This is a genomic window from Algoriphagus vanfongensis DSM 17529, from assembly GCF_000429465.1.
Classification (GTDB): Bacteria; Bacteroidota; Bacteroidia; order Cytophagales; family Cyclobacteriaceae; genus Algoriphagus; species Algoriphagus vanfongensis.
The window spans coordinates 405,849-431,067 of the sequence record NZ_AUBX01000011.1; the positions used below are offsets into that span (position 1 = coordinate 405,849).

The window sequence follows — 25,219 nt, forward strand, 5'->3', positions numbered from 1 at the left end:
TTACAAGAATGGAATAGGGAGAGGTTGAATTTCTCTTGGTTAAGAGAAGATTATCTTTTAATTAATCGTACCTTTGCGGCCAGAAAGCCAAAGGCTTTTGACCCAAATATTCTATACAGCTTCCATACAAATCAAATGAAGATCAATCTTTCGAATGCTGTCAAATTTGAGAGCAGACACAATGGCCCTACTGAGGCCGAAATCGCAGAAATGTTGGGGAAAATCGGCGCCTCGTCCCTTGAGGAACTGATCAGCCAGACTGTTCCGGATGCTATCCGGTCCCAAAAACCATTGGATTTGCCTCAGGCCAAATTGGAGTCTGAGTTTTTGGCAGATTTCAAAAAGCTGGCTTCCAAAAACAAGGTGTTCAAGTCCTTCATCGGTATGGGCTATTATGATACCATCGTTCCAGGTGTGATCTTGAGAAATGTGCTGGAGAATCCGGGATGGTACACAGCCTACACTCCTTATCAAGCTGAGATCGCCCAAGGTAGGTTAGAAGCCTTGATCAACTTCCAGACTGTAGTGATGGAATTGACAGGAATGGAGCTGGCGAATGCGTCTCTTCTAGATGAAGGAACTGCGGCTGCCGAAGCGATGACCATGCTGCATGCTGTCAAGCCAAGAGCTAAAAAGACTGCCAACAAGTTTTTTGTTGACGAAAAGGTATTCGCTCAGACCAAAGCTGTTTTGGAAACGAGAGCGGAGCCAATAGGAATTGATTTGGTGTTTGGCTCAATTGATTCTTTGGACCTGACAGATCCGGAATTGTACGGGGTGATGTTCCAATACCCAGATGCTGAGGGAGCTGTAAGAGACTATTCTTCCATCGTGGCCGCTGCGAAAGAAAACAATGTCATGACTGCATTTGCATCAGACTTGTTGGCTTTGACGCTATTGACTTCTCCTGGCGAAATGGGAGCTGATGTGGTAGTTGGGTCTTCTCAGAGATTCGGTGTGCCGATGGGCTATGGTGGACCTCACGCAGGATTTTTTGCGACCAAAGAAGATTATAAAAGACAAATCCCAGGTCGAATCATCGGGGTGTCTGTAGATAGAGCTGGAAACAAAGCTTACAGAATGGCTTTGCAAACCAGAGAGCAGCATATCAAACGTGAGAAAGCTACTTCCAATATCTGTACTGCTCAGGTTCTTTTGGGTGTGATGGCAAGTTTCTACGCCGTATATCACGGTCCAAAAGGATTGAAAGATATCGCTTTGAGAACTCACGGCTTGGCTAAATTGACCGCTCAGGCATTGCAGCAAGTTGGTTTGGAAATCGGAGATCAGGCTTTCTTTGACACCATTCAGGTCAAAATGAATGAGGTTGCCATGGAGCGAGTAAGAGGCCTTGCTTTGGGAGCTAAAATGAACTTCCGATACGAAGAAGGGTCTATTTTCATCTCTTTTGACGAAACTAAGACTTTGGAAGACGTGAAGAAAATCGTCTCCATCTTTGCTACTGAAGAAGGCAAGCATACCTTGAATCTAGACGAGTTGGTAGCAGGCCTTGAGCTGGAGCTTCCAGAAGGTTTGGCTAGGACTTCAGAATATTTGACTCACCCAGTATTCAATAGCTTTCATGCAGAGCATGAAATGCTTCGCTATATCAAGCGTCTAGAAAACAAAGATCTTTCACTGGTTCACTCCATGATTTCTTTGGGTTCTTGTACGATGAAACTGAATGCAACTGCTGAGATGATTCCTGTGACTTGGCCAGAATTTGGTCAGATTCACCCTTTTGCTCCTATGGATCAAGCGTTGGGTTATCAGGAGTTGTTTACCAACTTGAGGACTTGGTTGACTGAGATCACTGGTTTTGCGGATACTTCTTTGCAGCCAAACTCAGGTGCTCAAGGTGAATATGCTGGATTGATGGTCATCCGTGCTTTCCACCAAAATAATGGTGAAGGACATAGAAATGTAGCTTTGATTCCTACTTCCGCTCACGGAACCAACCCTGCATCTGCTGTCATGGCAGGTATGAAAGTGGTTTTGGTCAAATGTGATGAAAAAGGAAATATCGATATCGAAGATTTGAGAGAAAAAGCTCAGGCCCATTCTCAGGATCTTTCTTGCTTGATGGTGACTTATCCATCTACTCACGGTGTATTTGAAGTGGGTATCCAAGAGATCTGTCAAATCATCCATGACAATGGTGGACAGGTGTATATGGATGGAGCAAACATGAATGCTCAAGTTGGTTTGACATCTCCAGGTAGAATCGGAGCTGACGTTTGTCACTTGAACTTGCACAAAACCTTCTGTATCCCTCACGGTGGTGGTGGACCAGGCATGGGGCCGATTTGCGTGGCAGCACATTTGGCACCATTCCTTCCAGGTAACCCAATCGTGAAAACAGGTGGTACTAAAGCAGTATCTTCTGTCTCTGCTGCGCCTTACGGAAGTGCAAGTATCCTTCCGATTTCCTATGCATACATCGCGATGATGGGTGGTGATGGCCTGACCAACGCAACCAAAATGGCGATCCTGAATGCAAACTATATCAAAGAAAGATTGGACGGTCATTTCCCAATCCTTTATACCGGAACTCAAGGAAGAGCGGCTCACGAAATGATCGTGGACTGCAGAGGCTTCAAGGAAGTTGGAGTTGAGGTAGAAGATATCGCTAAGCGATTGATGGATTATGGTTTCCACGCTCCTACAGTTTCTTTCCCTGTGGCTGGAACTTTGATGATCGAGCCAACTGAATCTGAGACTAAAGCTGAATTGGATAAATTCTGTGATGCTTTGGTGTCTATCAGAGCTGAGATCAAAGAAATCGAAGAGGGCAAAGCGGACAAGGAAAACAATGTCTTGAAAAATGCTCCTCACACCTCTCAAATGGTATTGGTAGGTGAGTGGGATCTTCCATACTCTAGAGAGAAAGCTGTTTATCCTTTGGAATATGTGAAAGAGAATAAATTCTGGCCTTCTGTTCGTAGAATTGATTCTGCTTTCGGTGACAGAAACTTGATGTGTAGCTGTATCCCGGTGGATGCATACGCTAGCGAAGAAGAAATGGCTTAATGCCAATCAGGAATAATTGAAAAGCCGTGAGATTGAAGATCTCACGGCTTTTTTTATTCCCAAATTCCGAATTGGGTAAAGTGGTGCTTGAAATGTTTTTGGTGAAACAGATCCCATTCTTTTTTGTCCAGTAGATTGAATCTCGGGTGTACTGTGAGAAGATCCGGGTTTTGTTCAAAGGTCTTTTTATACTCATCTATGCTCTCCAATAGTTTCTGTTTGGCCATGTCCAAGTCAGGAAATCTCAGGGGAGGAGGCCCCTCTTGACTCATGGGAGCTTTGATCCCCTGGGGAAAATCCATTTCGGTGTGGAGCAATAGCTCTTTGAAATGGAGTACTTTTTCACTGGGTTCAAATTCCGGCAATCTGATTCTTCCCGAACTGATTTTCAGGGTTATGGTCAAATGCTCGACCATGTGCTGTGGAGTCATGATCCCAAACTTGGCGGGAGTATCCTCCTTTAGCTTTTTGAGTCTGGAGTCGATTAAGGAGCTGGTCATGGAAATTGGGGTTATGTGTTGTTGTTCAGGATTTGCAATCCTGAACTTCTATCATTGGATTCTAAATCCACCTAGGATTTAGAGATTTCTATTCATGCGAGTGAAGACACTCACAAAAGCTGTTTTTGGAAAAATACAAAAAAAGCATCTGAGATTCCCAGATGCTTTTTCCAATTAACGAACTCTAAAATGATTTAACTGCCGCACATTTCGCAATCATCCGGATTGTCCAGAGAGCATTGTACAGCTTCTTGTTTATGTGTTTTGCCAGCTTCTACCGGCGCTTTTTCTTCCGTTTGGTCTACCAAAGCAGACTTGTCTAGGGTGAATTTGATCGCTGCTGCAGCTGCTTGAGATCTCAAGTAGTACATGCCAGTTTTCAATCCTTTCTTCCAAGCATAGAAGTGCATAGAGGTCAACTTCCCGAAGTTTGGATCCTGCAAGAACACGTTCATACTTTGAGACTGACAGATATAAGCGCCTCTGTCCGCCGCCATATCAATGATGGTCCTTTGGGAGATTTCCCATACGGTTTTATAGATGTCCTTGATGTTTTGAGGAATCCCCGGCACGTCTTGTACAGATCCGTTAGTAGCGATCAGTCGGTTTCTCATGGTGTCATTCCAGAGACCAAGCTTGATCAAGTCTTTCATCAAATGCTTGTTCACTACGATAAACTCACCGGACAGTGTTCTTCGGGTGTAGATATTTGAAGTGTAAGGCTCAAAGCATTCGTTGTTACCCAAGATTTGAGAAGTGGAAGCTGTTGGCATAGGAGCTACTAGCAAAGAGTTTCTCAGGCCATGCTTTTTCACTTGCTCTTTTACTTCGGTCCAGTTCCATCTGTTTGACTTTGGAGTCACGCCCCACATGTCAAACTGAAGCTCACCTTTGGAAGCTGGAGATCCTTCGTAGGTTTCGTAGGTTCCTTGAACTTTTGCTAGCTCCATGGAAGTCTCCACCGCTGCAAAGTAGATAGTTTCGAAGATGTCCTCATTCAGGCCTTTTGCTTCAGGAGAATCGAAAGGCATTCTCAGCATGATGAATGTATCTGCCAAGCCTTGCACGCCCAAACCAATCGGTCTGTGGCGGAAATTGGATCTTTTCGCTTCTTCTACCGGATAGTAGTTGACATCGATTACTTTGTTCAGGTTGCGAGTAGCCACCTTGGTGATTTCATAGAGTTTCTGATGATCGAAATAAGCCTTTCCATCAGGACCTGTTTTTACAAATTTTGGCAGGGCCAAAGAAGCCAGGTTACAAACGGCTACTTCATCCGGAGAGGTGTACTCGATGATTTCGGTACATAGGTTGGATGACTTGATTGTACCCAGGTTTTTCTGGTTGGATTTGCCATTTGCAGCATCCTTGTAAAGCATGTAAGGAGTACCGGTCTCGATTTGGGATTCCAATACTTCAAACCATAGTTCCTGTGCTTTGACAGTTTCTCTTGCCAATCCTTCACGCTCATACTTTTCGTAAAGTCTTTCGAATTCTTCTCCATGGCAGTCAGAAAGTCCTGGAGCTTCATTCGGGCAGAATAGAGACCAAGTCTCATTTTGCTCGACACGCTTCATGAACAAATCCGGAATCCAAAGCGCATAGAACAAATCTCTTGCTCTCATCTCTTCTTTTCCGTGGTTTCTCTTCAGTTCCAAGAAGTCTTTGATGTCTGCATGCCAAGGCTCTAGGTAGATGGCAAAGGATCCTTTTCTTTTTCCTCCACCCTGATCGACATATCTGGCAGTCATGTCAAAGTTTCTCAACATCGGTACGATACCATTGGATACGCCATTGGTACCTTTGATATAGGAGCCTTTCGCTCTCACATGATGGATAGAAAGTCCGATACCACCAGCAGATTGAGAGATTTTAGCACATTGCTTCAATGTATCATAAATCCCGTCGATGCTATCGTCCTTCATAGTCAATAGGAAGCAGGAAGAAAGCTGTGGCTTCGGAGTCCCTGCATTGAATAGGGTAGGAGTAGCGTGTGTAAACCACTTTTCGGAAAGTAGGTTGTATGTCTCAATAGCTGCCTCGATATCCTCTTTGTGAATCCCGATGGATACACGCATCAACATGTGTTGAGGTCTTTCTACCACTTTGCCGTCCAGACGGATCAAGTAGGATCTCTCTAATGTTTTATATCCGAAGTAGTCGTATCCAAAATCTCTCTTATAATCTACAGTAGCATCTAGCTTTGCTGCATTTCTCTTGATGATGCCATACACCTCTGGGTCGATCAACGCCGCATTCTCACCTGTGATTGGGTTGACGTAAGTGTATAGTCTCTTCATCGTATTGGAGAAGGACTGGCTAGTAGTTTTGTGAAGATTGGAGATAGCGATTCTTGCTGCTAGAATAGCATAGTCCGGATGTTTCACCGTCAAAGATGCACAGACTTCTGCAGCTAGATTGTCCAGCTCAGAGGTAGTCACCCCGTCATACAATCCGTCGATTACCTTCTTGGCAACTTCAATAGGCTGAATGAATTTGGGATCCAATTCATAGCAAAGATTTTCGATCCGAGTAGTGATCTTGTCAAAGCGAACCGATTCGCGTCTTCCGTCTCTTTTTATTACTAGCATATGTCGATGAGATTATAAGGTTGGATAATTGGGATATATTAAAAGTCCTCTCCAAGGGAGAAGCGTGAGGATTCGTTGCCATTATCGGTAGATTTCATGACTCCGGCTTTTTGGTAGTCACCGACTCTCTTTTCAAAGAAGTTCGTTTTGCCTTGAAGGGAAATCATGTCCATGAAATCAAATGGATTGGTGCTGTTCCATACTTTTTCGCAGCCTAGCTCTACGAGCAATCTGTCTGCGACAAACTCGATGTATTGGCACATCAGATCTGCGTTCATGCCGATAAGTCTTACAGGAAGTGCATCTGTGACAAATTCCTTTTCAATCTCTACTGCATCCAAGATGATTTCTTTGACAGTTTCTTTTGGAAGTGGATTGACGACGTGCTTGGTGTACAAGTGGCAGGCAAAGTCACAGTGCAAACCTTCGTCACGGGAGATCAATTCATTGGAGAAAGTCAGTCCCGGCATCAAGCCTCTTTTCTTCAGCCAGAAGATGGAGCAGAATGATCCTGAGAAGAAAATGCCTTCGACTGCAGCAAAAGCAATCAGTCGCTCTTGAAAGCTACCATTGTCTATCCAGCGAAGTGCCCAGTCGGCTTTTTTCTTGACGCAATCGATGTGCTCGATGGCATGTAGTAGTCTGTCGCGCTCGACAGCATCTTTGATATAAGTATCGATCAGCAAGCTATAGGTCTCCGAATGGATGTTTTCCATCGCAATCTGAAAGCCATAGAAGAATTTTGCTTCGGTATACTGTACCTCAGAGACGAAGTGCTCTGCCAGATTTTCATTGACGATACCGTCACTGGCTGCAAAGAATGCCAATACATGTGAGATAAAGTGACGCTCTCCATCGTTCAGGTTTTTCCAGTCTCTCATGTCCTGGCCCAAGTCGATTTCTTCTGCGGTCCAAAAGCTCGCCTCTGCCTTTTTGTAAAACTGCCAGATGTCGTTGTGCTGGATTGGAAAAATTACAAAGCGATCCTTGTTCTCTAATAATATCGGTTCTTCTTGCATCGTACTCTGTGGTTTTATTTGGTAACGGTTTAATTCTTTAAAGATCAGCCGGATAATGCCTTCGTAATGGCGGCTGGGGATAGAAAAGGCTGCCTTTTCAGAACAGCCCATGAACAAATATGTGAACCAAAATCCAGAAATAAAACCCCTGAAGAGGCGCTTAAAGCTGTTTTTTGAATAATGGTCAAAAGTTGTTTAACTTACAATATATTAACTGCTTAATACTTTTAATATCAAGCTATTGATTAGCTGAAATAGCCATTTTGGGCGGTGTAAAGTTTTTTTCACTTTGCTGAAAAAAAATTGTTTACCTCAATTCAAGGGTGTTTTTGAACTGAGTTCAATTTTTATAGATTGTCTGGAAATAGATTAATGAATTGAAAATCAGGTGAAAGCTTGAAAATTCAAGAGCCTTTGAAATGGTGACGGGCGTCGAAAATGAAACTTAACCTGGCTGTTTTGTAAAGATCAGTGGAGCGATTTAGCTGAGCATTTTCGTCGACTTTAACTCCGATTGAGTCCCAAATTTTGGGATATTTCAGGACAAATGGAAGAGGAATATTTCGGACTATCCAGTCATTGTTGGTTTAAAGGCTTGAGTTGGTAGAGGTTAAGAGGTGAATAATTTTATAGGCTGGTTTTTTTGTTCAAATAGTCTTCCTTATATTTGCACTCCGATTTCGATAAAGAATCATTAATTAACGACATGTACGCAATTGTAAACATCGCTGGTAAGCAGTTCAAAGTAACAAAAGATCAGTTTGTCTACGCTCCTAAGCTAGACGCAGAAACTGGCGCTTCCGTGGAATTTGACCAAGTACTGTTGGCAGAAGCTGACGGGAATGTGTCTGTAGGTGCTCCTTTACTTGAGGGCGCTAAGGTATCTGGCAAGGTGCTAGATCACGTAAAAGGTGATAAAGTCATCGTCTTCAAAAAGAAGCGTAGAAAAGGCTACAAGAAGAAGAACGGTCACAGACAAGACTTCACCAAAGTATTGATTGAAAATATTACACTCTAAGTTTTCTTTTTTCAGAAAACCATAAACGTATATAACCATGGCACACAAGAAAGGTGTAGGTAGTTCCAAAAACGGTAGAGAGTCACATTCCAAAAGATTGGGTGTGAAGAAATTTGGCGGCGAAGCAGTTATCGCCGGTAACATCATCGTAAGACAAAGAGGTACAAAACATCATCCAGGTAACAACGTGGGTGTTGGAAAAGACCATACTTTGTTTGCTTTGACTGACGGAAAAGTTTCTTTCAGAAAGAAATCAGACGGTAAGTCTTACGTGAGTGTTCTTCCTGCTGAGGCATAAGACCTACGGAAAAAAAATGAAGCCCTGTCGGAAGATAGGGCTTTTTTTATGTCTATACCCAAAGGGATGAGCCTGCTTATTTTTTGTGGACGGCAATAAAGTCTTTTGTTAAATTTTTATCTTCAAGGCAACCACCAAATTAAATCCTTATGAAGATAAAGCACTCATCAATTTTATTGGGATTGCTGATTTGTATTTTCTCACAGATCAGTCCCAGCAAGGCTCAGAATGTTCCCAATCCGGATGTCTACAAGGCATTGGAGTGGAGACTTGTCGGGCCATTCAGAGGCGGACGCTCCGATGCCGTGACAGGTGTGGCGGGGTCCGACCATACTTATTATTTTGGATCTACTGGAGGGGGAGTCTGGAAGACTGTGGACTCAGGTTCTACCTGGAAGTCGGTCTCAGATGGCTACTTCGGAGGTTCGATTGGATCCGTAGCTGTATCGCTTAGTGATACTGCAGTGGTCTATGCCGGAGGCGGTGAGAAAACCGTCCGGGGAAATGTTTCTTTTGGCTACGGAATCTGGAAAAGTAAAGATGCCGGTAAAACCTGGGAAAGAGCTGGTCTTGACAAAAGCCGGTTTGTAGCCCGTTTGAGAATTCACCCGACAAATCCCGATGTAGTTTATGCGGCTGTGATGGGAGATATTTTCAAGCCAGACGAAACCCGCGGTGTCTATAAAACCACAGACGGCGGAGCCAATTGGGAAAAAGTGCTTTACGTCTCCGACATAGCTGGAGCGGTGGACTTGATCCTCGATCCCAATGATCCAGAAACACTCTACACGACTACTTGGGAAATCAAAAGAACCCCTTATTCTTTAGAAAGTGGAGGGCCAGGTTCCAAAATGTTTAAATCCACAGATGGTGGCAAAACTTGGGAAGACTTGACTGACAAGGAAGGTTTCCCAGATGGTTTACTCGGAATCATGGGCATCACAGTTTCTCCACTTAATTCCGATCGGCTCTATGCCATCATCGAAAATGAAAATGGAGGAGTCTTTACTTCCGCAGATGCAGGAGAAACTTGGGAGAAAACCAATGAAGACCGCAGCTTAAGACAAAGAGCATGGTACTATTCCAGAATCTATGCTGATACGCAGGAAGAAGAAACTGTCTATGTCCTGAATGTGAGCTACCACAAATCAACCGATGGAGGTAAGACGTTCAAAGGGTCCAATGCTCCACACGGAGACCACCATGATCTTTGGATAGCAGCTGATGACAATCAAAGAATGGCAATAGCCGATGATGGAGGTGCACAGATTTCAGAAAATGGCGGGACAGATTGGTCCACTTACATGAATCAGCCGACTTCTCAATTTTATAGAGTGACCACGGATAATTCATTCCCTTATAGAATCTACGGTGCTCAGCAGGATAACTCAACGGTAAGAATCCGTCATAGAATTGACGGGCGTGGAGGGATTTCCGAATCTGACTGGGAGCCTACTGCTGGAGGAGAGTCTGGGTGGATCGCACCTGATCCTGAAAACAACGACGTAGTCTATGGTGGATCTTATGGCGGTCTATTGACCCGAGAAGATCATGAGAAAGGTATCAGCCGCACTGTCAATGTATGGCCGGATAACCCAATGGGACATGGAGCCGAAGATATGAAGTATCGTTTTCAGTGGAACTTCCCGATTTTCTTTTCTCCTCATGATCCTAATATGCTCTACACGACCAGTAATAGATTTCACAGATCTACCAATGAGGGACAAAGTTGGGAAGTTTTTTCTCCGGATTTGACGAGAAATGACCGAAGTAAACTGGGCTCATCAGGTGGTCCGATTACCAAGGATAATACTTCGGTAGAATACTATGCGACGATTTTTACCGGAGCCGAATCTCCTGTGAAAAAAGGAATAATCTGGGCTGGTTCAGATGATGGATTGGTACATGTGACCACAGACAACGGGGCGAATTGGACGGACGTGACTCCTGCGGATATGCCAGAGTGGCTTCAGATCAATAGTATCGAAGCGAGTCCTTATGATCCTGCAGAAGCCTATTTCGCAGCTACAGGATACAAGAGCGGAAACTATGAGCCCTACTTATATAAGACAAAAGACTACGGTAAAACCTGGACGAAAATCACTTCTGGGATCGACCCTGAACATTTTACCCGGGTAGTTCGAGCTGACCCAGTAAAGAAAGGGATGCTCTATGCCGGTACAGAGACAGGCATGTATTATTCTAAAGATGATGGAGCTTCTTGGCATACTTTACAGATGAACCTTCCTATCGTGCCGATCACGGATTTGACAATCAAGGAAAACAGTCTGATAGCTGCGACCCAAGGCAGAGCTTTCTGGATGATTGATGATTTGACGGTCTTGCATCAGGCGGCACCAGGTATGGAAAATGAAGCCCTTCACCTATTCAAGCCTCAGGATTCTTATCGAATCGATGGAGCTGCTCGCAAATCAAACTTTGAAGGAACGAACAGAGCAGGAGGTGTTTTGGTCTATTATTTCCTGAAAGAAGATCCGAAAGAGGAGTTGAAAATAGAGTTCTTGGATGCCAATAACACTATTTTGAAAACCCTTTCTACCAAAGGAATCAATGGTGATACGCTGAAGGTGAAGCCAGGAAGTCAGTCTTACAATTGGAATCTCCGTGTGGAAGATGCCGAGGGGTTTGAAGGCTTGATTATGTGGTCAGCCAATTTAAGAGGGCCTAAAGTGGTGCCGGGTGATTACAAAGTGAGAATGACTTTGGATGGCAAAAGCCAGGTGGAGGGTTTCAAAGTGCTGGCAGATCCTCGCTACGAAAGTACGCAGGCAGATCTAGAGAAGCAGTTTGCCTTTTTGATGAATGTCAATCAAAAACTGACAGAAACCCATCAAACGATCAAACTGATCCGCCAGTACAGAGCCGAGTTGGATAGTATGGAAACTCAGCCCTCGAATATCGAGGAGATCAAATCTCAGATGAAAGAGATCGAGGAAACACTCTATCAGACTAAAAATCAGAGTAACCAAGATCCTCTCAACTTCCCGATTCGCCTCAATAATAAATTGGCGCATCTCAACAATGTAGTTGGAAATGGAGACTATCCGCCGACTGATCAATCGGAAGAAGTGAGAGCAGAACTCACTGAGCAGATTGATGTGCAATTGGCGAGATTCAAAAAGCTAGAACAGGAAGAAATATCGAAGATTCTCAACATCGAGGAAATGAAAACAAAACTCGATATCAAAAAATAAATGAAAAATGCCTCTCAAATCTGAGAGGCATTTTTTTTAGCGTGTGAATATGATAGGAAAAGGAAGATTTAGAAAATCCTCCAGTTTTTGATTTGATCCACAAAGTCCAAAGCACTGCCCGGCGAAATGACAAGGATGAAGATAATCCCAAACAAGGCTCCATAAAGGTGTGCATCATGATTGATGCCGTCACTGTCTTGCTTGCCTTTGACATAGGAATAGATCAAAAACAAAGCTCCAAGGATAAATCCTGGAAGGCAAAGAATCCCAAATAGACAGATATCAGCCAAAGGCAGGATGATGATGCTGGCAAAAACGGCAGCCGCTGTGCCGCCAGATGCTCCTAGTGCTCGGTAATACGAATCGTTTTGATGTTTGAGGTAGGTCGGGATATCCGCGATGATGATTCCCAAAAGGTAAAACAACACAAAGACCACTCCTCCCGCTACAGTCCCGTATTGAAACAGCAAGAACTGCTCGACCACTCTACCAAAGAAGTAGAATGTGAACATGTTGAAGAGTAAATGGATGTAGTCTTTGTGAATGAATCCAGAGAGGATAAACCTATCCCACTGCTTTCTGTTTTTGATTTTGTAAGGGATAAACATCCATCGCTCAATAAAGCTCAGATTATTGAATCCATAGAAACTGCTGATCACCGTGAGGATGATCAAAATGACGGTAATAGAAAGGTTCATGCTTTATTTTTCTCTATGAATCAAATCTTCGGTCAGCTGCCGAAGCTCTTGGAAGTAGCTTTCGTTTTTGTAGTGGATAGAGTCCAGCTGCTCAAGTCCGATTGCAAAAAACTGGTTCATTTTGTTTTCAGCCATCTGGCGAATGCCCAAGTTTTCGTAGATCTCCTTTACGGCGCGGACTTTCTCGGTTTTGTCAAAGGATTCTTGACTGACCCAATATTCCAAGGATTTTTGGTCTTCTCCTGTAGCAAGCTCAAGCGCTTTGATCAGGAGATACGTTTTTTTATTGGAAATGATGTCTCCACCTACTTGCTTTCCAAACTTTGCCTGATCAGCATAGACGTCCAAAAGATCATCTTTCAGCTGGAACCCTACTCCGACATTCACTCCAAAGTCATAAAGTTTTTGACAGTCCTCCTCAGGAGCTCCCGCTAAAATCCCACCCATTTGCAATGCATAACCAAGCAAGACGGCAGTTTTGAGGCGAATCATAGTGATGTACTCATCTTCATGCACTTCCTCTCTTGTCTCAAAATTCATGTCCATCTGCTGTCCCTCACATACTCCTGCTGCGGTTTCATTGAAAAGGCCGAGTACTTTGGGGAGCAAGGTAGGAGTCGTAGGTAAGAGAAAGTCATAAGCTCTCACGAGCATCACATCCCCTGAAAGGATCGCTACATTGTTATTCCATTGCTCATGCACAGTTTTCTTTCCTCTTCTCAATGGAGCATTGTCCATGATGTCGTCATGCATGAGGGTGAAATTGTGAAATACCTCCACTGCAGAAGCCTGGCTGAGAATAGTCTCGGGACTTTTTTCATACATGCCATAAGCCAGCAAGCTCAGCAGAGGGCGGACTCTTTTGCCACCCAGACTGAGAATGTAGGTGATGGGTTCGTACAGTTCTTGGGGATTCTCTCCGAATTTCTGGTTTCGAAGGTAGGTTTCTAATTTATCTAAAAGCGCGTGGGCGTGGCTTTCTTTCGTCATTGTTTGCAAATTCCAAATCGATCGTTCTTCTGTCTATATCGGTATTAACTACCCGGACCAGTACTTTGTCACCCAAAGTGATCATTTTTTTTGTTCTCGTCCCAATGAGACGCATGTTTTTCTGGTCAAATTCATAAAAATCATCCTCCATGTCTTGAACGCGAATCATACCTTCGCACTTGGTTTCGGTGATCTCCACGAAGACTCCCCACTCGGTCACGCCGGAGATGATTCCTTCGTAGTCTTTCTCCTCTGCCAATGCCATAAACTCGACTTGTTTGTATTTGATCGAGGCACGCTCTGCATCTGCAGCCCGCTTTTCTCTTTCGGAAGAATGCACGCACTTGACCTCCCATGATTCGGGGTCGGGAGACTTTCCTCCATCCAGATAGTGCTCCAGCAGACGATGAACCATCATGTCGGGATACCTTCGGATAGGAGAGGTGAAGTGGGAATAATGAGGAAATGCCAGTCCAAAATGGCCTTTGGGCTCGGTGGTGTACTTGGCTTTGGCCATGCTACGGATGGCAAGCTGCTCCAGCACATTTTGTTCGGGTTTCCCTTGAATCTCATCCATCAGTTTATTGAGAGCGGTGGAGATTTTTCGTTCTCCTTCCAAATCGACTTGGTGTCCAAATCGTTTTGCAAAGCCTGAGAAAGTCTCCAGCTTTTCCATATCTGGTGAATCGTGCGTCCGATACACAAAAGTGTCTGTACCGTTATGCTTTTTGTAAATGAATTCAGCCACATATTTATTGGCCAAAAGCATAAACTCCTCAATCATTTTGTGAATGTCCTTTCGCTCTTTGACCATCAGGCCAAGAGGAGTTCCTTTTTCATCCAATTTGAATTTGACCTCGACGGTTTCGAAATTGACAGCTCCGTTTTGGAATCGTTTTTTGCGGACTTTTTTGGCCAGCTCATTGAGCGTGGTCAACTCTTGGAAAAAGTCTCCCGATTGGTTGTCGATGTTTTCTTGAGCCTCCTCGTAGGCAAATCTTCGATCCGAGTGGATGACTGTTCTACCGATCCAATGGTTGATCACCTTGGCAGAAGAGTCCATTTCAAAGACACAGGCAAAGGTTAATTTGTCTTCATTGGGGCGAAGGGAGCATAGTCCGTTACTCAATCTCTCAGGGAGCATCGGGATCGTCCGGTCCACCAAGTAGACAGAGGTGGCCCGATCATAGGCTTCTTTTTCCAGCGCCGTATTAGGCTTGACATAGTGTGTGACATCGGCGATATGCACCCCAACTTCCAGATTGCCATTGTCCAAGACACGATAGGAGATGGCATCGTCAAAGTCTTTGGCATCTACCGGGTCTATCGTGAAAGTAGTGATGTCCCGGAAGTCTTTTCGCGATTTGATTTCTTTCGCGGTGATTTTGTCTGAGATGGCATTTGCTTCTGCATCGGGCTCCTGAGGATACTCAAATGGCAATCCAAACTCGGCCATTATTGAGTGGATTTCCACTTCGTGAACTCCTGCTTTGCCCAGTACTCGGATGACCTCGCCTGTAGGGTTTTTGTCTTCTTCCCTCCATTCGGTGAGTTTGACAATGACTTTTTCATTGTGCTGAGCTCCTTTGAGGTCTCCCCGGTGCACAAAGATGTCCTTGTGCATCTTTTTGAAATCCGGAACCACAAAAGCAAATCGTGGTGAGATCTCTACTCTTCCTACAAATTCATCTCGCTCTCGCTCTAGCACCTCCAGAACTTTTCCTTCGATCCGTCCTGTTTTTCCTTTCAAAGGATAGACCATCACGCGTACTTTATCCCCGTCAAGCGCCTGCTTGAGGTCCGCTTCTTTGACCAAAATATCTCCACCGCTGTGGCTGGGATCTTCAGGGATGACAAAGGCAAATCGCGGATTGACAAAGTCAACCGTGCCGATGATAAAGTCAGGGTCCTGAGTCGATGAAAAGTAATTTCTGGGACTTTTGGAGACCGAGCCGCTTTCGACCAGTTTGTATAATACCGGCTCTACTCCGCCTTTGGTCAGGGAGTCTCGGATTTCCAGTTTTTTGATGATTTGTTTGGCAGTGAATTCCTGCCCATAGTTGGAGTCAAGAAAGTTTAAGATGCGCTTCGCTAAAGATGCTGCATCCGTGCTTTTGCCTCCTTTATGTTTTGGGTTGTGTTTTCTTGGTTTTCTTCCCATGATTTGGGTGTGGTTAGGTGATTAAATAAAAATTTCATTTCCCCTTATTCATCCAGGTGGACGATTTCCATCTGCTCCATGCCTGGTTGGGGATTCATGGCGAGGTATACGCGAGCTGTAACCTCTACATCTTTCAGGCAGTATTTTTTGATTTTGTCAAGATCTCCTTCCAGATGAAAAGTATGATTGACTTGACTGCCGTCGAGATCGTCTTTGGAACTCGGTACATCAAAAATGGAGGCGAGCAACTCTAGGCGGGTGTAGTGTTTGTAATCTCCAAATTTCCAGAGCTCCATGGTGTCCAAGTGGCGGACTTCCCAGGGCTTTTTGCCGGAAAGCTGCAATGGCTCGGGTAGCGGAATACTCCGGATGAGCATTCTTCGGCAGAGATAAGGAAAGTCAAACTCTTTGCCATTGTGGGCACATAGTATCCACTTTTTCTTTCCCAGTAAATCAGAAAAGTCCCTCAAAAGTTCCTTTTCATCTTCTTGAGCAAAAACTTTGGAACGGAAGATCAGTTTTTCTTCGTCTTTTTTCCACTGGAAAAATCCTACTCCCACACATACGACCCGTCCAAATTCGGCATGGATCCCTGCTCTGTCAAAATACAATGAACCGGGTTCGACTTTGCCTTCTTCAGCGTTTTTGATGAGTTTTTCCTTTTTGATCCATTCCTCTTGGAGTCTTGGGGGGAGTTTATCAAATTTTTCCGTCAGGGATGCGGTTTCGATGTCCAAAAATAAGATAGATCCAAGTTGCTCCAAAAAGTCAGTCATAGTGGTAGATTATCCGTGTAAAACCCCTTCCAGACCTAATTCGGGAATCATCTGCTGCAGCGAGGGGTCAAAACTGCCTGGAGTAAAGATAAACTTTTTGTCAAATATCTGGTCAAGGATGTAGTAGCTCACCCAAAACTCATTAGTCAAGCTGAAAACTGCGGGATCAATCGGTTCTACTTTGGCGATGCTTTGCGGGCCTAGCTCTTCGATCATATGTCTCAGCGTGGAAGTCTTTCGTTGCTCTCCATCCATTTCTCCATAGCCTTTGGACGTGATCATGACTGTCTGCAGCTCTATCAGGTTGAGATTGATGATGTATACTCCCCATTCGATACCGGTAGTGGTTTCTTCTTTGGCAATCGCCAGTTTTACTCCCGTGACAGGGGAGAAGTCGATGTCTTTTTTCATGATTCGATTAATTCCATTTCAAATAGGCTGGCGAGATGTTTTTTCACTTTTTCTTTCACTTCTGCCAAGTCCATTTTTCTACCCAATTCTTTTTCTAGGGAAGTGACAGCTTTGTCGTCTATCCCGCAAGGTACGATCTGATTGAAATAGGTGAGGTCGGAGTTGACATTGAAGGCAAAGCCGTGCATGGTCACCCAGCGGGATGATTTGACTCCCATGGCGCAGATTTTTCTCGGATTTTTTTGAGAAATATGATCCAACCAGACGCCGGTCAGTCCTTCTATTCTTCCTGCTTCAATACCATAGTCTTTCAAAGTCAAGATGATCGCTTCTTCAAGAAAGCGAAGGTACTTGTGGATGTCGGTGAAAAAATTGTCCAGATCCAACAGCGGGTAGCCGACCAGTTGTCCTGGTCCATGATAGGTGATATCTCCGCCACGGTTGATCTTGTAGTAGCTCGCATGAATAGCTTGTAGTCCCTGCTCGTCTACCAGTAAGTTTTCTTCTTTGCCACTTTTGCCCAAGGTGTAGACGTGAGGATGCTCGACAAATAGCAGGTAGTTGGGAGTAGGGGTTTGGTCTTCGGATGGATTTTTTCGGTTCTGGATTTTCAGGGCCACTATTTCCGCAAAAAGAGCTTCCTGATAGTCCCAGGCCTCCTGATAGTCCATGTTTCCCAGATCTCGGAATTCTACTTTTTTATTGATAATTTCATTCATCTGCATTGGGATGGGTGGGTGTCAGTTTAACTCCCAAACTCATCGATTCGTTCTTTTGAGTTTTCAAAATTAAGTAATATTTGAATGGCTGAGCATAATGACAAAGGCAATCAGGCAGAAATGCTGGCGGCGCAGTGGCTCATGGAAAAAGGCTATGAGCTGCTGACTCAAAACTACCGATTCAAGCACGCGGAAATCGACCTGATTATGAAATACCGCGGATTGTTGATTTTTGTGGAGGTCAAATATCGATCTGGTACAGGTTTTGGCTATGCAGAGGAGTTTGTGGACGCCACCAAAAAGAAGCTTCTCGTCAAAGCTGCGGATGCCTATATCTACGAGATTGATTGGCATCAGGATATCAGGTTTGACATTGTGGGCGTTTACAAAGACCGCTATGGAACTATCAATTTCAGGCATTTCGAAGATGCCTTTTACTAAACCAAACAAAAAACAGTTTATGAAACGATTGAATTTGCTTCTACTTTCCTTTTTTCTAATGGGTGCACTGTATGCCCAGTCGGATAAAAAAGACCAGCGAATCGAGGAAGATGCACAGGAAGCCAAAGCTAAATTTTTAGAAGATGATGAAGGGATGAGTGAGTTCTTCGCTGATGCATATGGCTATATCATCCTGCCCAATGTGGGCAAAGGTGGCTTGGGAGTAGGTGGAGCTGCCGGTAATGGAGTCGCTTTTGAGCAAGGATCCATGATAGGTTATGCTAGAATGACCCAGGTGACGATAGGTTTTCAGGCAGGCGGGCAGTCCTACAGTGAGGTTGTGTTTTTTGAAGACAAAGATTCCTGGGACCGATTCAAAGAAGGGAAAGTAGAGATGGCGGCTCAGGTATCTGCGGTAGCCGCAGCCTCTGGAGCATCTGCCAATGCAAAATATGTGGATGGAGTAGCGGTATTCACCCGGACCAAAGGAGGGCTGATGTACGAGGCCTCTGTCGGCGGACAGCAGTTTAAGTTTCGGGATAATTAATCCGCTCTAGGGTTTTTATAGATGAGGTTGCCATCCTTGTCCCACTCGGCCCGGATATAAGGTCTGAAATTATCTTCAAAAGGGGAATCCGAATATTGGATTTCCCTTTTTCGTATCGCCCGGGTATTGTTGGTGTCCCAATATTCTGTCCAAAGCCCAACTTTCTCACCATACTGGAATTCGCCAGTCACTGCGATCTGCTTGTCTTCATAGAAGTAAAAGTAGTTTCCTTCTTCCAATCCATATTGAATGGGAGTGATCTCTTCCAGTGTGTTGGAGGAGCGATTGTAGTAGCTGATACGGGATTCTCTTGGCCAGCCTTCTTCGTAGTGATTTTTGTCCTGAAGGACATTTTTGGAGTCAAAAAGCATCCATGTTTTGTGCTTGGTACCATAGAAATACATGCCGCTTTCTACTACCACATCATTGACTCTTCTTTCATATGGCCCATGGAGCAGGTATCCTGTCCCTTTGGTGTAGCCTTCCGAGAGGATGGCTCTTTCTTTGGGGTCAAACCAGTATACATCCCGAATATAGGGGTCGGGATTTCTACCGACATCTGTGTAATTGAAATACTCGTAGATGCTTTGTCCCCGGATATCATTGCGGATGAAGCCCCGCTGAGTTTTGATTCCAAACCAGATGTTTTTGCGTGCTTTTTTCTTTTTCTCCTTTTTCGCTTCTTTCTCTGCCTCCTCGTCAAATAGCAGCAAAGGCATGGTAGTAGGCAAGAGCACCGAGCTGACGATTCCCGATGAATCCGGATCACTGCTGGTATCCCCATTTTGGGCCGCCAGAAAGTGACTACAAAAAAATAGGAGAAGAAAGAGTAAGTAAATTCGCTTCATATAGAAAAAAACGGAATTCCGTTCGGTTCATTTTATTCAAAAATAACATTTCGGCATCAAATGCCTCGCTTTGTTTAAAATTTATAATCTTCTGTCTATTTTTGGGGAATTTGTAAAAAACACTAGAAAATAATGAATTCTATTCTATCAGATCGCATCTTGAATATGGAGGAATCAGCTACTCTGGCTATGGCTAAAAAGGCTAGAGAACTGAAATCTCAAGGAATCGACATCATCGGACTTAGTTTGGGTGAGCCGGATTTTAAAACTCCAAAGCATATTCAGGAAGCTGCCAAGGCTGCTATCGACGAAGAAAAGTATTTCTCATATCCTCCTGTGGCCGGATATCAGGATCTGAGAGAAGCGATTGCAAAGAAACTCAGAGAAGAAAACAACATCTCTGAAGCGAAAGCGGAGAATATCGTCGTATCAACAGGTGCCAAGCACTCCATCGCCAATACCTTCATGTGCCTGATCAACGAAGGCGATGAGGTAGTGATTTTTTCTCCTTATTGGGTGAGCTATGCTGAGATCATCAAGTTAGCTGGAGGTGTTCCAGTTTTGATCGAGGGTACTTTGGAAAACAACTTCAAAGCGACTGCATCCCAATTGGAAGCTGCTTTGACTGATAAGACAAAAGCAATAATCTATTCCTCTCCTTGTAATCCGACAGGATCTGTTTTCAGCCAAGCTGAGCTGGAAGCTATCGCTGAGGTAGTGAAAAAGAGAGAAAACCTGGTAGTGATCGCTGATGAGATCTATGAGTTGATCAACTATACTGGTAAAAACTTCAGCATTGCTTCTCTTCCAGGAATGTTTGAAAGAACGATCACCGTGAATGGTTTCTCCAAAGGATATGCCATGACAGGATGGAGGGTAGGGTACATCTGCGCTCCTCTGGCGATTGCAAAAGCTGTGGAGAAAATTCAGGGACAGTTTACCTCAGGTGGTACAGGGATCGCTCAAAGAGCTGCTCTTGCTGGGATCGCCGGTGATCAGCAGTCTTCCAAAGACATGGCGGATGCATATTTCAAAAGAAGAGGGATTGTTTTGGAGCTACTTCAGGATATTCCCGGTATCAAGACTCATATCCCAGAAGGCGCATTTTATTTCTTCCCGGATGTGACTGCTTTCTTTGGTAAATCAGCTCAGGGGCATACTGTGAAAGATGCAGATGATCTTTGCCTGTATCTCTTGGATATTGCCAATGTGTCTCTTGTGACTGGTGCAGCCTTCGGAGCTCCAAATTGTGTGAGATTGAGCTATGCAGCCTCAGAAGAGGAATTGGTGGAAGCCTTGAAGCGAATCAAAAAAGCATTGGGCGAACTAGCCTAATCCTATAAAAACCCCGGTCGCAAGACTGGGGTTATTTTTTTGCCCGTACAGAAAGGCTTATTTTTGGAGAAATTTTTACTATGTCAGCAGTTCTCGTCATCACCCCTGTCAAAAACTCCATTGAAACTACCTTGGATACTGCCAAAGCAATCGCAGCATCTGACGTGAAAGTACATCATATCATTTTCAATGATTTCAGTACTACCGAGACCAAAGCCGAATTGGAAAAGAAGAAAGCTGAAATCGGGTACGAATTGGTCCATCTGGAAGATATTACGGATCATCCTTCGCCGAATTATAAACTGGTCCTTCAGGTTTCTCAAAAGAAAGCCTTGGAGTTGGGCTTGCCACTTTTGGTAATCGAATCGGATGTGGTGGTGAAGAAAGATACAATCAGTAAACTTTTGGCTCATCAGCAGTCTCATCCGTCTTCTGGGCTCACGGGCTCTGTGACGGTGGATGAATCCGGGGTTGTCAATTTTCCTTACCTAAAGTTCAAAGGAAGGAAAGAGTCAGAAATCAATACAAAGAGAAGTCTGAGCTTTTGCTGTACGCTTTTCTCTCAAGAATTTTTGAAAGCCTATGATTTCACGGGGCTTGATGATGCCAAAGACTGGTATGACACTTTTATTTCTACGAAAGCGTTGGATTGCGGATTTGAAAATTATGTACTCATGGATGCTCCGGTATGGCACCGGCCGCATGGAAGTCGCCCTTGGAAGCAGATGAAGTATAAGAACCCGCTGAAATACTATTTCTTAAAATACTGGAAAGGTCTGGATAAAATCTGATCAGAGTCTGCCCAATAATTTCAATAACGTATTGTAAGGCTTGCTCCAGGATCTTTGGAAGCGCAAGGGGCCATTGAGTTCTCTTTCAAAAAAATCTCGATGCTTGGAGTTGAGGTAATCAATTCTTTCCTGTTTCTTTTGAGCTGTTCCTGTTTTTTTTCTTTTGCTGGATGGAGTCAGTCGATAGTAGAAGCCTACAAAGGGAAGGCGGATGACTTCACCTCCGTTTTTTAGCATTTTGATCCAAAACTCCCAGTCCTCTCTCCCCATCGTCATGTCTTCTGAAAAGCCGCCGACCTCCTCCCAGTCGGATCTGCGAAAGAGTGCGGAGACAAATATCATATTGTCACGGGCAAGAGCAGCTCTACTAAAGCTTTTTAGATCCCAGTCTTTCTCCCCGGCTTCAGTAAATTTCTTTGCCTGGCAATACACGACTTTGACTTTTGCATCTGCCTCAAGTGCATTGACAGCCTCTGAGATATAGCGGGGAGATATCAGGTCGTCCCCGTCCAAAGGAAGGATATATTTGCCGTTACTGGCTTTGATTCCCGTATTTCTGGCTTTGGTCACCCCTTCATTCTCCTTGTCGATGACTGTGATTTGGTTGTTTTTAGCGGCAAGATCAAGCGCAATTTGCAGGCTGTGGTCTGTCGAACCGTCATTGACTACGATGAGTTCAATGTTGGAATATTCAGATTGTAGGGCAGAAAGAATAGTCTCTTTCAGGTAAGGAGCTTGATTGTAGCAAGGGGTGATAATTGAGACCAGGGGGGAATTGCTGTTCATGAGGTGCAAGCTAATTTAAAGTTCGGAGCGAACCAACTTCCAAGGACATGGGATCTTTAGATTGAAAGTTGAATTCCTTAACTATTATCATTCTAGATTATAGAAAAATCCAATAAAAAATTTGGAAAATTAAATGCTGTTCGTAATTTTACTTTGGTGATTAAACAACTTTTGTAAACTATTCTTTTTAAATCTCGAGGTTTTAAACCCTCAATTTTCGAACTCTAATAGTTTTCTAAGAAATCCGGGTGAGCAACCCGGATTTTTTTTTGGTTTTATTTTTAGAAATTAGTGCAAATCAAAATTCTTCAATGCCCGTCCGTCTTCGTTTTCTATTCTTGCTAGGTATATTTTTGGTATGGGGTGATTTGGCCTGGAGTCAAAAATCCAACTTTGACTCAGCTTATGTGGAGGAGCAGCCTGAAGTTTTGGGTTTGCGCTTATATTTTTCTAAAAAGTACACGGACTTGGTAGTCTATGTCCCCAAGGAAGACAGGAAGTATGTCTATCGACCCAACTCTGGCAATAACCTGGGACTTGGTTTTACCCACCAAAAATTCACTTTGAATGTCGCTTTTCCAGTTCCATTCCTCAATCAATCACGGCAAAAAGATTGGCCTTTCTATCTGGATTTGCAGTCTCACATTTATCCCAAAAAGATGATAATTGATCTTTTTGGGCAATTTTATGAGGGGTATACGCTTAGCTCGGATCAGCTGGAAAACTCCGATGAAGATTATTTGCGGGAAGATTTGAAGCTCCGGCAGTATGGAGTGAATTTTAATTACCTCTTTTTTGGAGAGAAAATATCGCTCCAGGCTTCGTTTAATCAATCGATGATCCAAAAGCGATCAGCTTTTTCACCTTTTCTGGGATTTGAGATTTATGGTGGTAATATGAAAGGGGATTCCTTAGTGATTCCAAGTTTTGAAGCGCAGTCGAATTTTAATTTTATCAAAGCAAGATATCTGCAAGCCGGACCAAATGCTGGGCTGGCGGGTACATGGATTTTTGGGAAGGGATTTTTTCTGACTGGCGTGGCTTCGGCAAATCTGAGCTTGGGCTTGGCCGAATGGGAAAATGATGTCCGGATTTTCAGAAAAGTAGGGGTGATTCCTACTTTTTTCCTCAGGGGCTTTGCCGGCTACAATTCACGTCGTTTTTCAGTCAATGCCAATTATATTCTCAAGAATTTGGAGCTTGTGAGAGGAGGTCCCTTTGAGCAGGCTGTGAATACGGGTAATTATCGGATCAACCTCGTGTACAAGCTGAATGTGAGTGAGAAGTTTAGAAATAAATTTAGAAAAGTGAATCCTGTCCGGCTAATAGATAAAGATCTATAGATTTGGTCTGGAATGGGCATTTCCTTTAGTTTTGATCCTAATCCAAAATACGAATAGCATGAATGATAGATTTGGAATTGCTGAATCCCTGAAAAATCTTGGAATCCAAGCCGAAAACTTGGGTGTATCTACCGGTCAAAAATGGTTTGACTCTGGTGAGTCCTATATCTCGTCTATTTCGCCAGCCGATGGAAAACTCATCGCAAAAGTACAGGTGGCCAATGCGGAGACCTATGAGCAAGTGGTGACGTCTGCTCAGATCGCTTTTGAAAAGTGGCGCTTGATTCCCGCTCCTCAAAGAGGTGAGATCGTGCGAGAAATCGGAAATGCACTTCGTGAGAAAAAGGCGGATTTGGGAAAATTGGTTTCCTATGAGATGGGCAAATCCTATCAGGAGGGCTTGGGAGAGGTGCAGGAGATGATCGATATCTGTGATTTCGCAGTGGGGCTTTCCCGTCAGTTGTATGGTCTCACGATGCACTCTGAGCGTCCTGGGCATAGAATGTACGAGCAGTGGCATCCGCTGGGGATTGTCGGAATTATTTCCGCTTTCAATTTCCCTGTGGCTGTTTGGTCTTGGAATACTGCCTTGGCCTGGGTTTGCGGAGATGTCTGTGTATGGAAACCTTCCGAAAAAGCACCTTTATCAGGTATCGCTTGTCAGCATATCGTAAGTCAGATTTTCAAAAAGCATGATTTGCCAGATGGAATTTCTTCCTTGATTGTCGGAGATTATCAAGTGGGAGAGATGCTTTCGCATGATACTAGAGTTCCTTTGGTTTCAGCTACTGGATCTACCCGAATGGGAAAATTAGTAGGCAAAGCTGTTGGAGAACGATTGGGGAGGTCCTTGCTTGAGTTGGGAGGAAATAACGCCATCATCATCACAAAGGATGCGGATATGGACATGGCCATTCGGGGAGCTTTGTTTGGAGCTGTTGGGACAGCAGGGCAAAGATGTACCTCTACGCGTCGATTAATTATCCAAGAGGAGGTTTTTGATGAGGTAGCAAAGAGACTGGCTTCCGCCTATTCCAAATTGGTGATCGGCAATCCTCTGGATGAGAAGAATCATGTAGGGCCGGTAATCGATCAAGATGCTGTGAAAATGTATGAAGATGCCATCGAGAAAGTGAAAGCCGAGGGTGGAACAGAAGTAGTGCCAGGAGGGGTTTTGTCCGGCGAAGGCTTTGAATCTGGCTGCTATGTGAAGCCTGCGATCTATGAAGCAGAAAATCATTATGAAATCGTGCAGCATGAGACTTTTGCGCCGATTCTTTATTTGATCAAGTATAAAACCATCGCCGAAGCTATCGCGATTCAGAATGGAGTGCCTCAGGGGCTTTCATCTGCGATCATGACGACAAATATGCGTGAGGCGGAAGCCTTCCTTTCTGTGGCTGGTTCGGACTGTGGGATCGCCAATGTCAATATCGGTACTTCAGGTGCTGAAATCGGAGGGGCTTTTGGAGGTGAGAAAGAAACCGGGGGAGGAAGAGAGTCTGGCTCTGACGCCTGGAAGGCCTATATGAGACGGCAAACCAATACAATTAATTATTCCACTGCTTTGCCTTTGGCGCAGGGGATTAAGTTTGATATTTGATATAGAAGGGCTAGTTAGAACAATGACTGGCCCTTTTGTTTAAAATATTTGACCTCATTTTCAGTTGTTTATGATTTTTGTTTAGGTGAGTATTTGCCT

At 44.1% G+C, this 25,219-nt stretch carries 21 protein-coding genes; 10 read left to right on the forward strand and 11 right to left on the reverse strand.

Translation table 11 applies throughout. The features are described from left to right. Positions 1-135 precede the first annotated feature (135 nt). Positions 136-3,030: an aminomethyl-transferring glycine dehydrogenase gene (gcvP, locus tag G460_RS0110765; RefSeq protein ID WP_026955360.1), complete on the forward strand. Its 2,895-nt coding sequence runs from the start codon at positions 136-138 to the stop codon at positions 3,028-3,030. 53 nt (positions 3,031-3,083) lie between these two features. On the opposite strand, the gene G460_RS0110770 is transcribed toward gcvP, so the two are convergent. The 3 genes from G460_RS0110770 to G460_RS0110785 all read right to left on the reverse strand — a co-directional run bounded on the left by G460_RS0110770 (position 3,084) and on the right by G460_RS0110785 (position 7,140). Next, positions 3,084-3,530 (reverse strand): DUF1569 domain-containing protein, encoded by a 447-nt coding sequence (locus G460_RS0110770; protein WP_026955361.1) that lies wholly within the window; start codon positions 3,528-3,530, stop codon positions 3,084-3,086. Between the two features lie 194 nt (positions 3,531-3,724). Continuing rightward, complete coding sequence (locus G460_RS0110780) at positions 3,725-6,121, reverse strand: ribonucleoside-diphosphate reductase subunit alpha (protein ID WP_026955362.1); 2,397 nt, start codon at positions 6,119-6,121, stop codon at positions 3,725-3,727. Between the two features lie 38 nt (positions 6,122-6,159). Next, on the reverse strand, positions 6,160-7,140 hold the full coding sequence (locus tag G460_RS0110785; protein WP_026955363.1) for a ribonucleoside-diphosphate reductase small subunit: 981 nt from the start codon (positions 7,138-7,140) through the stop codon (positions 6,160-6,162). 706 nt (positions 7,141-7,846) lie between these two features. Between G460_RS0110785 and rplU the strand changes: the two genes are divergently transcribed. The 3 genes from rplU to G460_RS0110800 all read left to right on the forward strand — a co-directional run bounded on the left by rplU (position 7,847) and on the right by G460_RS0110800 (position 11,671). Continuing rightward, positions 7,847-8,158: a 50S ribosomal protein L21 gene (rplU, locus tag G460_RS0110790; RefSeq protein WP_026955364.1), complete on the forward strand. Its 312-nt coding sequence runs from the start codon at positions 7,847-7,849 to the stop codon at positions 8,156-8,158. A gap of 37 nt (positions 8,159-8,195) precedes the next feature. After that, positions 8,196-8,456 (forward strand): 50S ribosomal protein L27, encoded by a 261-nt coding sequence (rpmA, locus tag G460_RS0110795; RefSeq protein WP_026955365.1) that lies wholly within the window; start codon positions 8,196-8,198, stop codon positions 8,454-8,456. A 149-nt stretch (positions 8,457-8,605) separates the two neighbouring features. Next, positions 8,606-11,671 (forward strand): WD40/YVTN/BNR-like repeat-containing protein, encoded by a 3,066-nt coding sequence (locus tag G460_RS0110800; RefSeq protein WP_035464305.1) that lies wholly within the window; start codon positions 8,606-8,608, stop codon positions 11,669-11,671. A 68-nt stretch (positions 11,672-11,739) separates the two neighbouring features. Here the strand turns inward: G460_RS0110800 and G460_RS0110805 are convergent, their stop codons facing one another. Genes G460_RS0110805 through lipB form a run of 6 tightly spaced genes read right to left on the reverse strand, consistent with a single transcriptional unit; the run spans position 11,740 to position 17,426 of the window. Beyond that, complete coding sequence (locus G460_RS0110805; protein WP_026955367.1) at positions 11,740-12,369, reverse strand: rhomboid family intramembrane serine protease; 630 nt, start codon at positions 12,367-12,369, stop codon at positions 11,740-11,742. A 3-nt stretch (positions 12,370-12,372) separates the two neighbouring features. Further along, on the reverse strand, positions 12,373-13,359 hold the full coding sequence (locus G460_RS0110810) for a polyprenyl synthetase family protein (protein WP_026955368.1): 987 nt from the start codon (positions 13,357-13,359) through the stop codon (positions 12,373-12,375). After that, positions 13,322-15,520, reverse strand: coding sequence for a ribonuclease R (rnr, locus tag G460_RS0110815; protein WP_026955369.1), 2,199 nt, complete (start codon positions 15,518-15,520; stop codon positions 13,322-13,324). Before rnr ends, G460_RS0110810 begins: the two co-directional genes overlap by 38 nt. 44 nt (positions 15,521-15,564) lie before the next feature. After that, a complete protein-coding gene (locus G460_RS0110820; RefSeq protein WP_026955370.1) occupies positions 15,565-16,296 on the reverse strand; it encodes a 3'-5' exonuclease in 732 nt (243 codons plus the stop codon). A 9-nt stretch (positions 16,297-16,305) separates the two neighbouring features. Continuing rightward, the gene (locus G460_RS0110825; protein ID WP_026955371.1) at positions 16,306-16,707 is read right to left on the reverse strand and encodes a hypothetical protein; all 402 of its coding nucleotides are present in this window, start codon (positions 16,705-16,707) and stop codon (positions 16,306-16,308) included. Continuing rightward, positions 16,704-17,426, reverse strand: coding sequence for a lipoyl(octanoyl) transferase LipB (lipB, locus tag G460_RS0110830; protein ID WP_026955372.1), 723 nt, complete (start codon positions 17,424-17,426; stop codon positions 16,704-16,706). Before lipB ends, G460_RS0110825 begins: the two co-directional genes overlap by 4 nt. A gap of 84 nt (positions 17,427-17,510) precedes the next feature. On the opposite strand from lipB, the gene G460_RS0110835 reads away from it, so the two are divergent. Both G460_RS0110835 and G460_RS0110840 read left to right on the forward strand, forming a co-directional pair. Next, on the forward strand, positions 17,511-17,867 hold the full coding sequence (locus G460_RS0110835) for a YraN family protein (protein ID WP_026955373.1): 357 nt from the start codon (positions 17,511-17,513) through the stop codon (positions 17,865-17,867). 19 nt (positions 17,868-17,886) lie between these two features. Then, on the forward strand, positions 17,887-18,414 hold the full coding sequence (locus G460_RS0110840; RefSeq protein ID WP_026955374.1) for a YSC84-related protein: 528 nt from the start codon (positions 17,887-17,889) through the stop codon (positions 18,412-18,414). Here the strand turns inward: G460_RS0110840 and G460_RS0110845 are convergent. After that, positions 18,411-19,262, reverse strand: coding sequence for a toxin-antitoxin system YwqK family antitoxin (locus tag G460_RS0110845; RefSeq protein WP_026955375.1), 852 nt, complete (start codon positions 19,260-19,262; stop codon positions 18,411-18,413). The genes G460_RS0110840 and G460_RS0110845 overlap by 4 nt on opposite strands. 132 nt (positions 19,263-19,394) lie before the next feature. On the opposite strand from G460_RS0110845, the gene G460_RS0110850 reads away from it, so the two are divergent. Then, entirely contained in the window at positions 19,395-20,597 is a 1,203-nt protein-coding gene (locus tag G460_RS0110850) for a pyridoxal phosphate-dependent aminotransferase (protein ID WP_026955376.1), read from the forward strand. Between the two features lie 80 nt (positions 20,598-20,677). Next, positions 20,678-21,388 (forward strand): glycosyltransferase family A protein, encoded by a 711-nt coding sequence (locus G460_RS0110855; protein ID WP_026955377.1) that lies wholly within the window; start codon positions 20,678-20,680, stop codon positions 21,386-21,388. Here G460_RS0110855 and G460_RS0110860 read toward each other — a convergent pair whose 3' ends face one another. Then, the gene (locus tag G460_RS0110860) at positions 21,389-22,174 is read right to left on the reverse strand and encodes a glycosyltransferase family 2 protein (RefSeq protein WP_026955378.1); all 786 of its coding nucleotides are present in this window, start codon (positions 22,172-22,174) and stop codon (positions 21,389-21,391) included. Positions 22,175-22,485: 311 nt separating this feature from the next. On the opposite strand from G460_RS0110860, the gene G460_RS21785 reads away from it, so the two are divergent. Beyond that, complete coding sequence (locus G460_RS21785; RefSeq protein WP_157366913.1) at positions 22,486-23,517, forward strand: DUF4421 domain-containing protein; 1,032 nt, start codon at positions 22,486-22,488, stop codon at positions 23,515-23,517. Between the two features lie 58 nt (positions 23,518-23,575). Continuing rightward, entirely contained in the window at positions 23,576-25,120 is a 1,545-nt protein-coding gene (gene amaB / locus G460_RS0110870) for an L-piperidine-6-carboxylate dehydrogenase (RefSeq protein WP_026955379.1), read from the forward strand. Positions 25,121-25,219 lie beyond the last annotated feature (99 nt).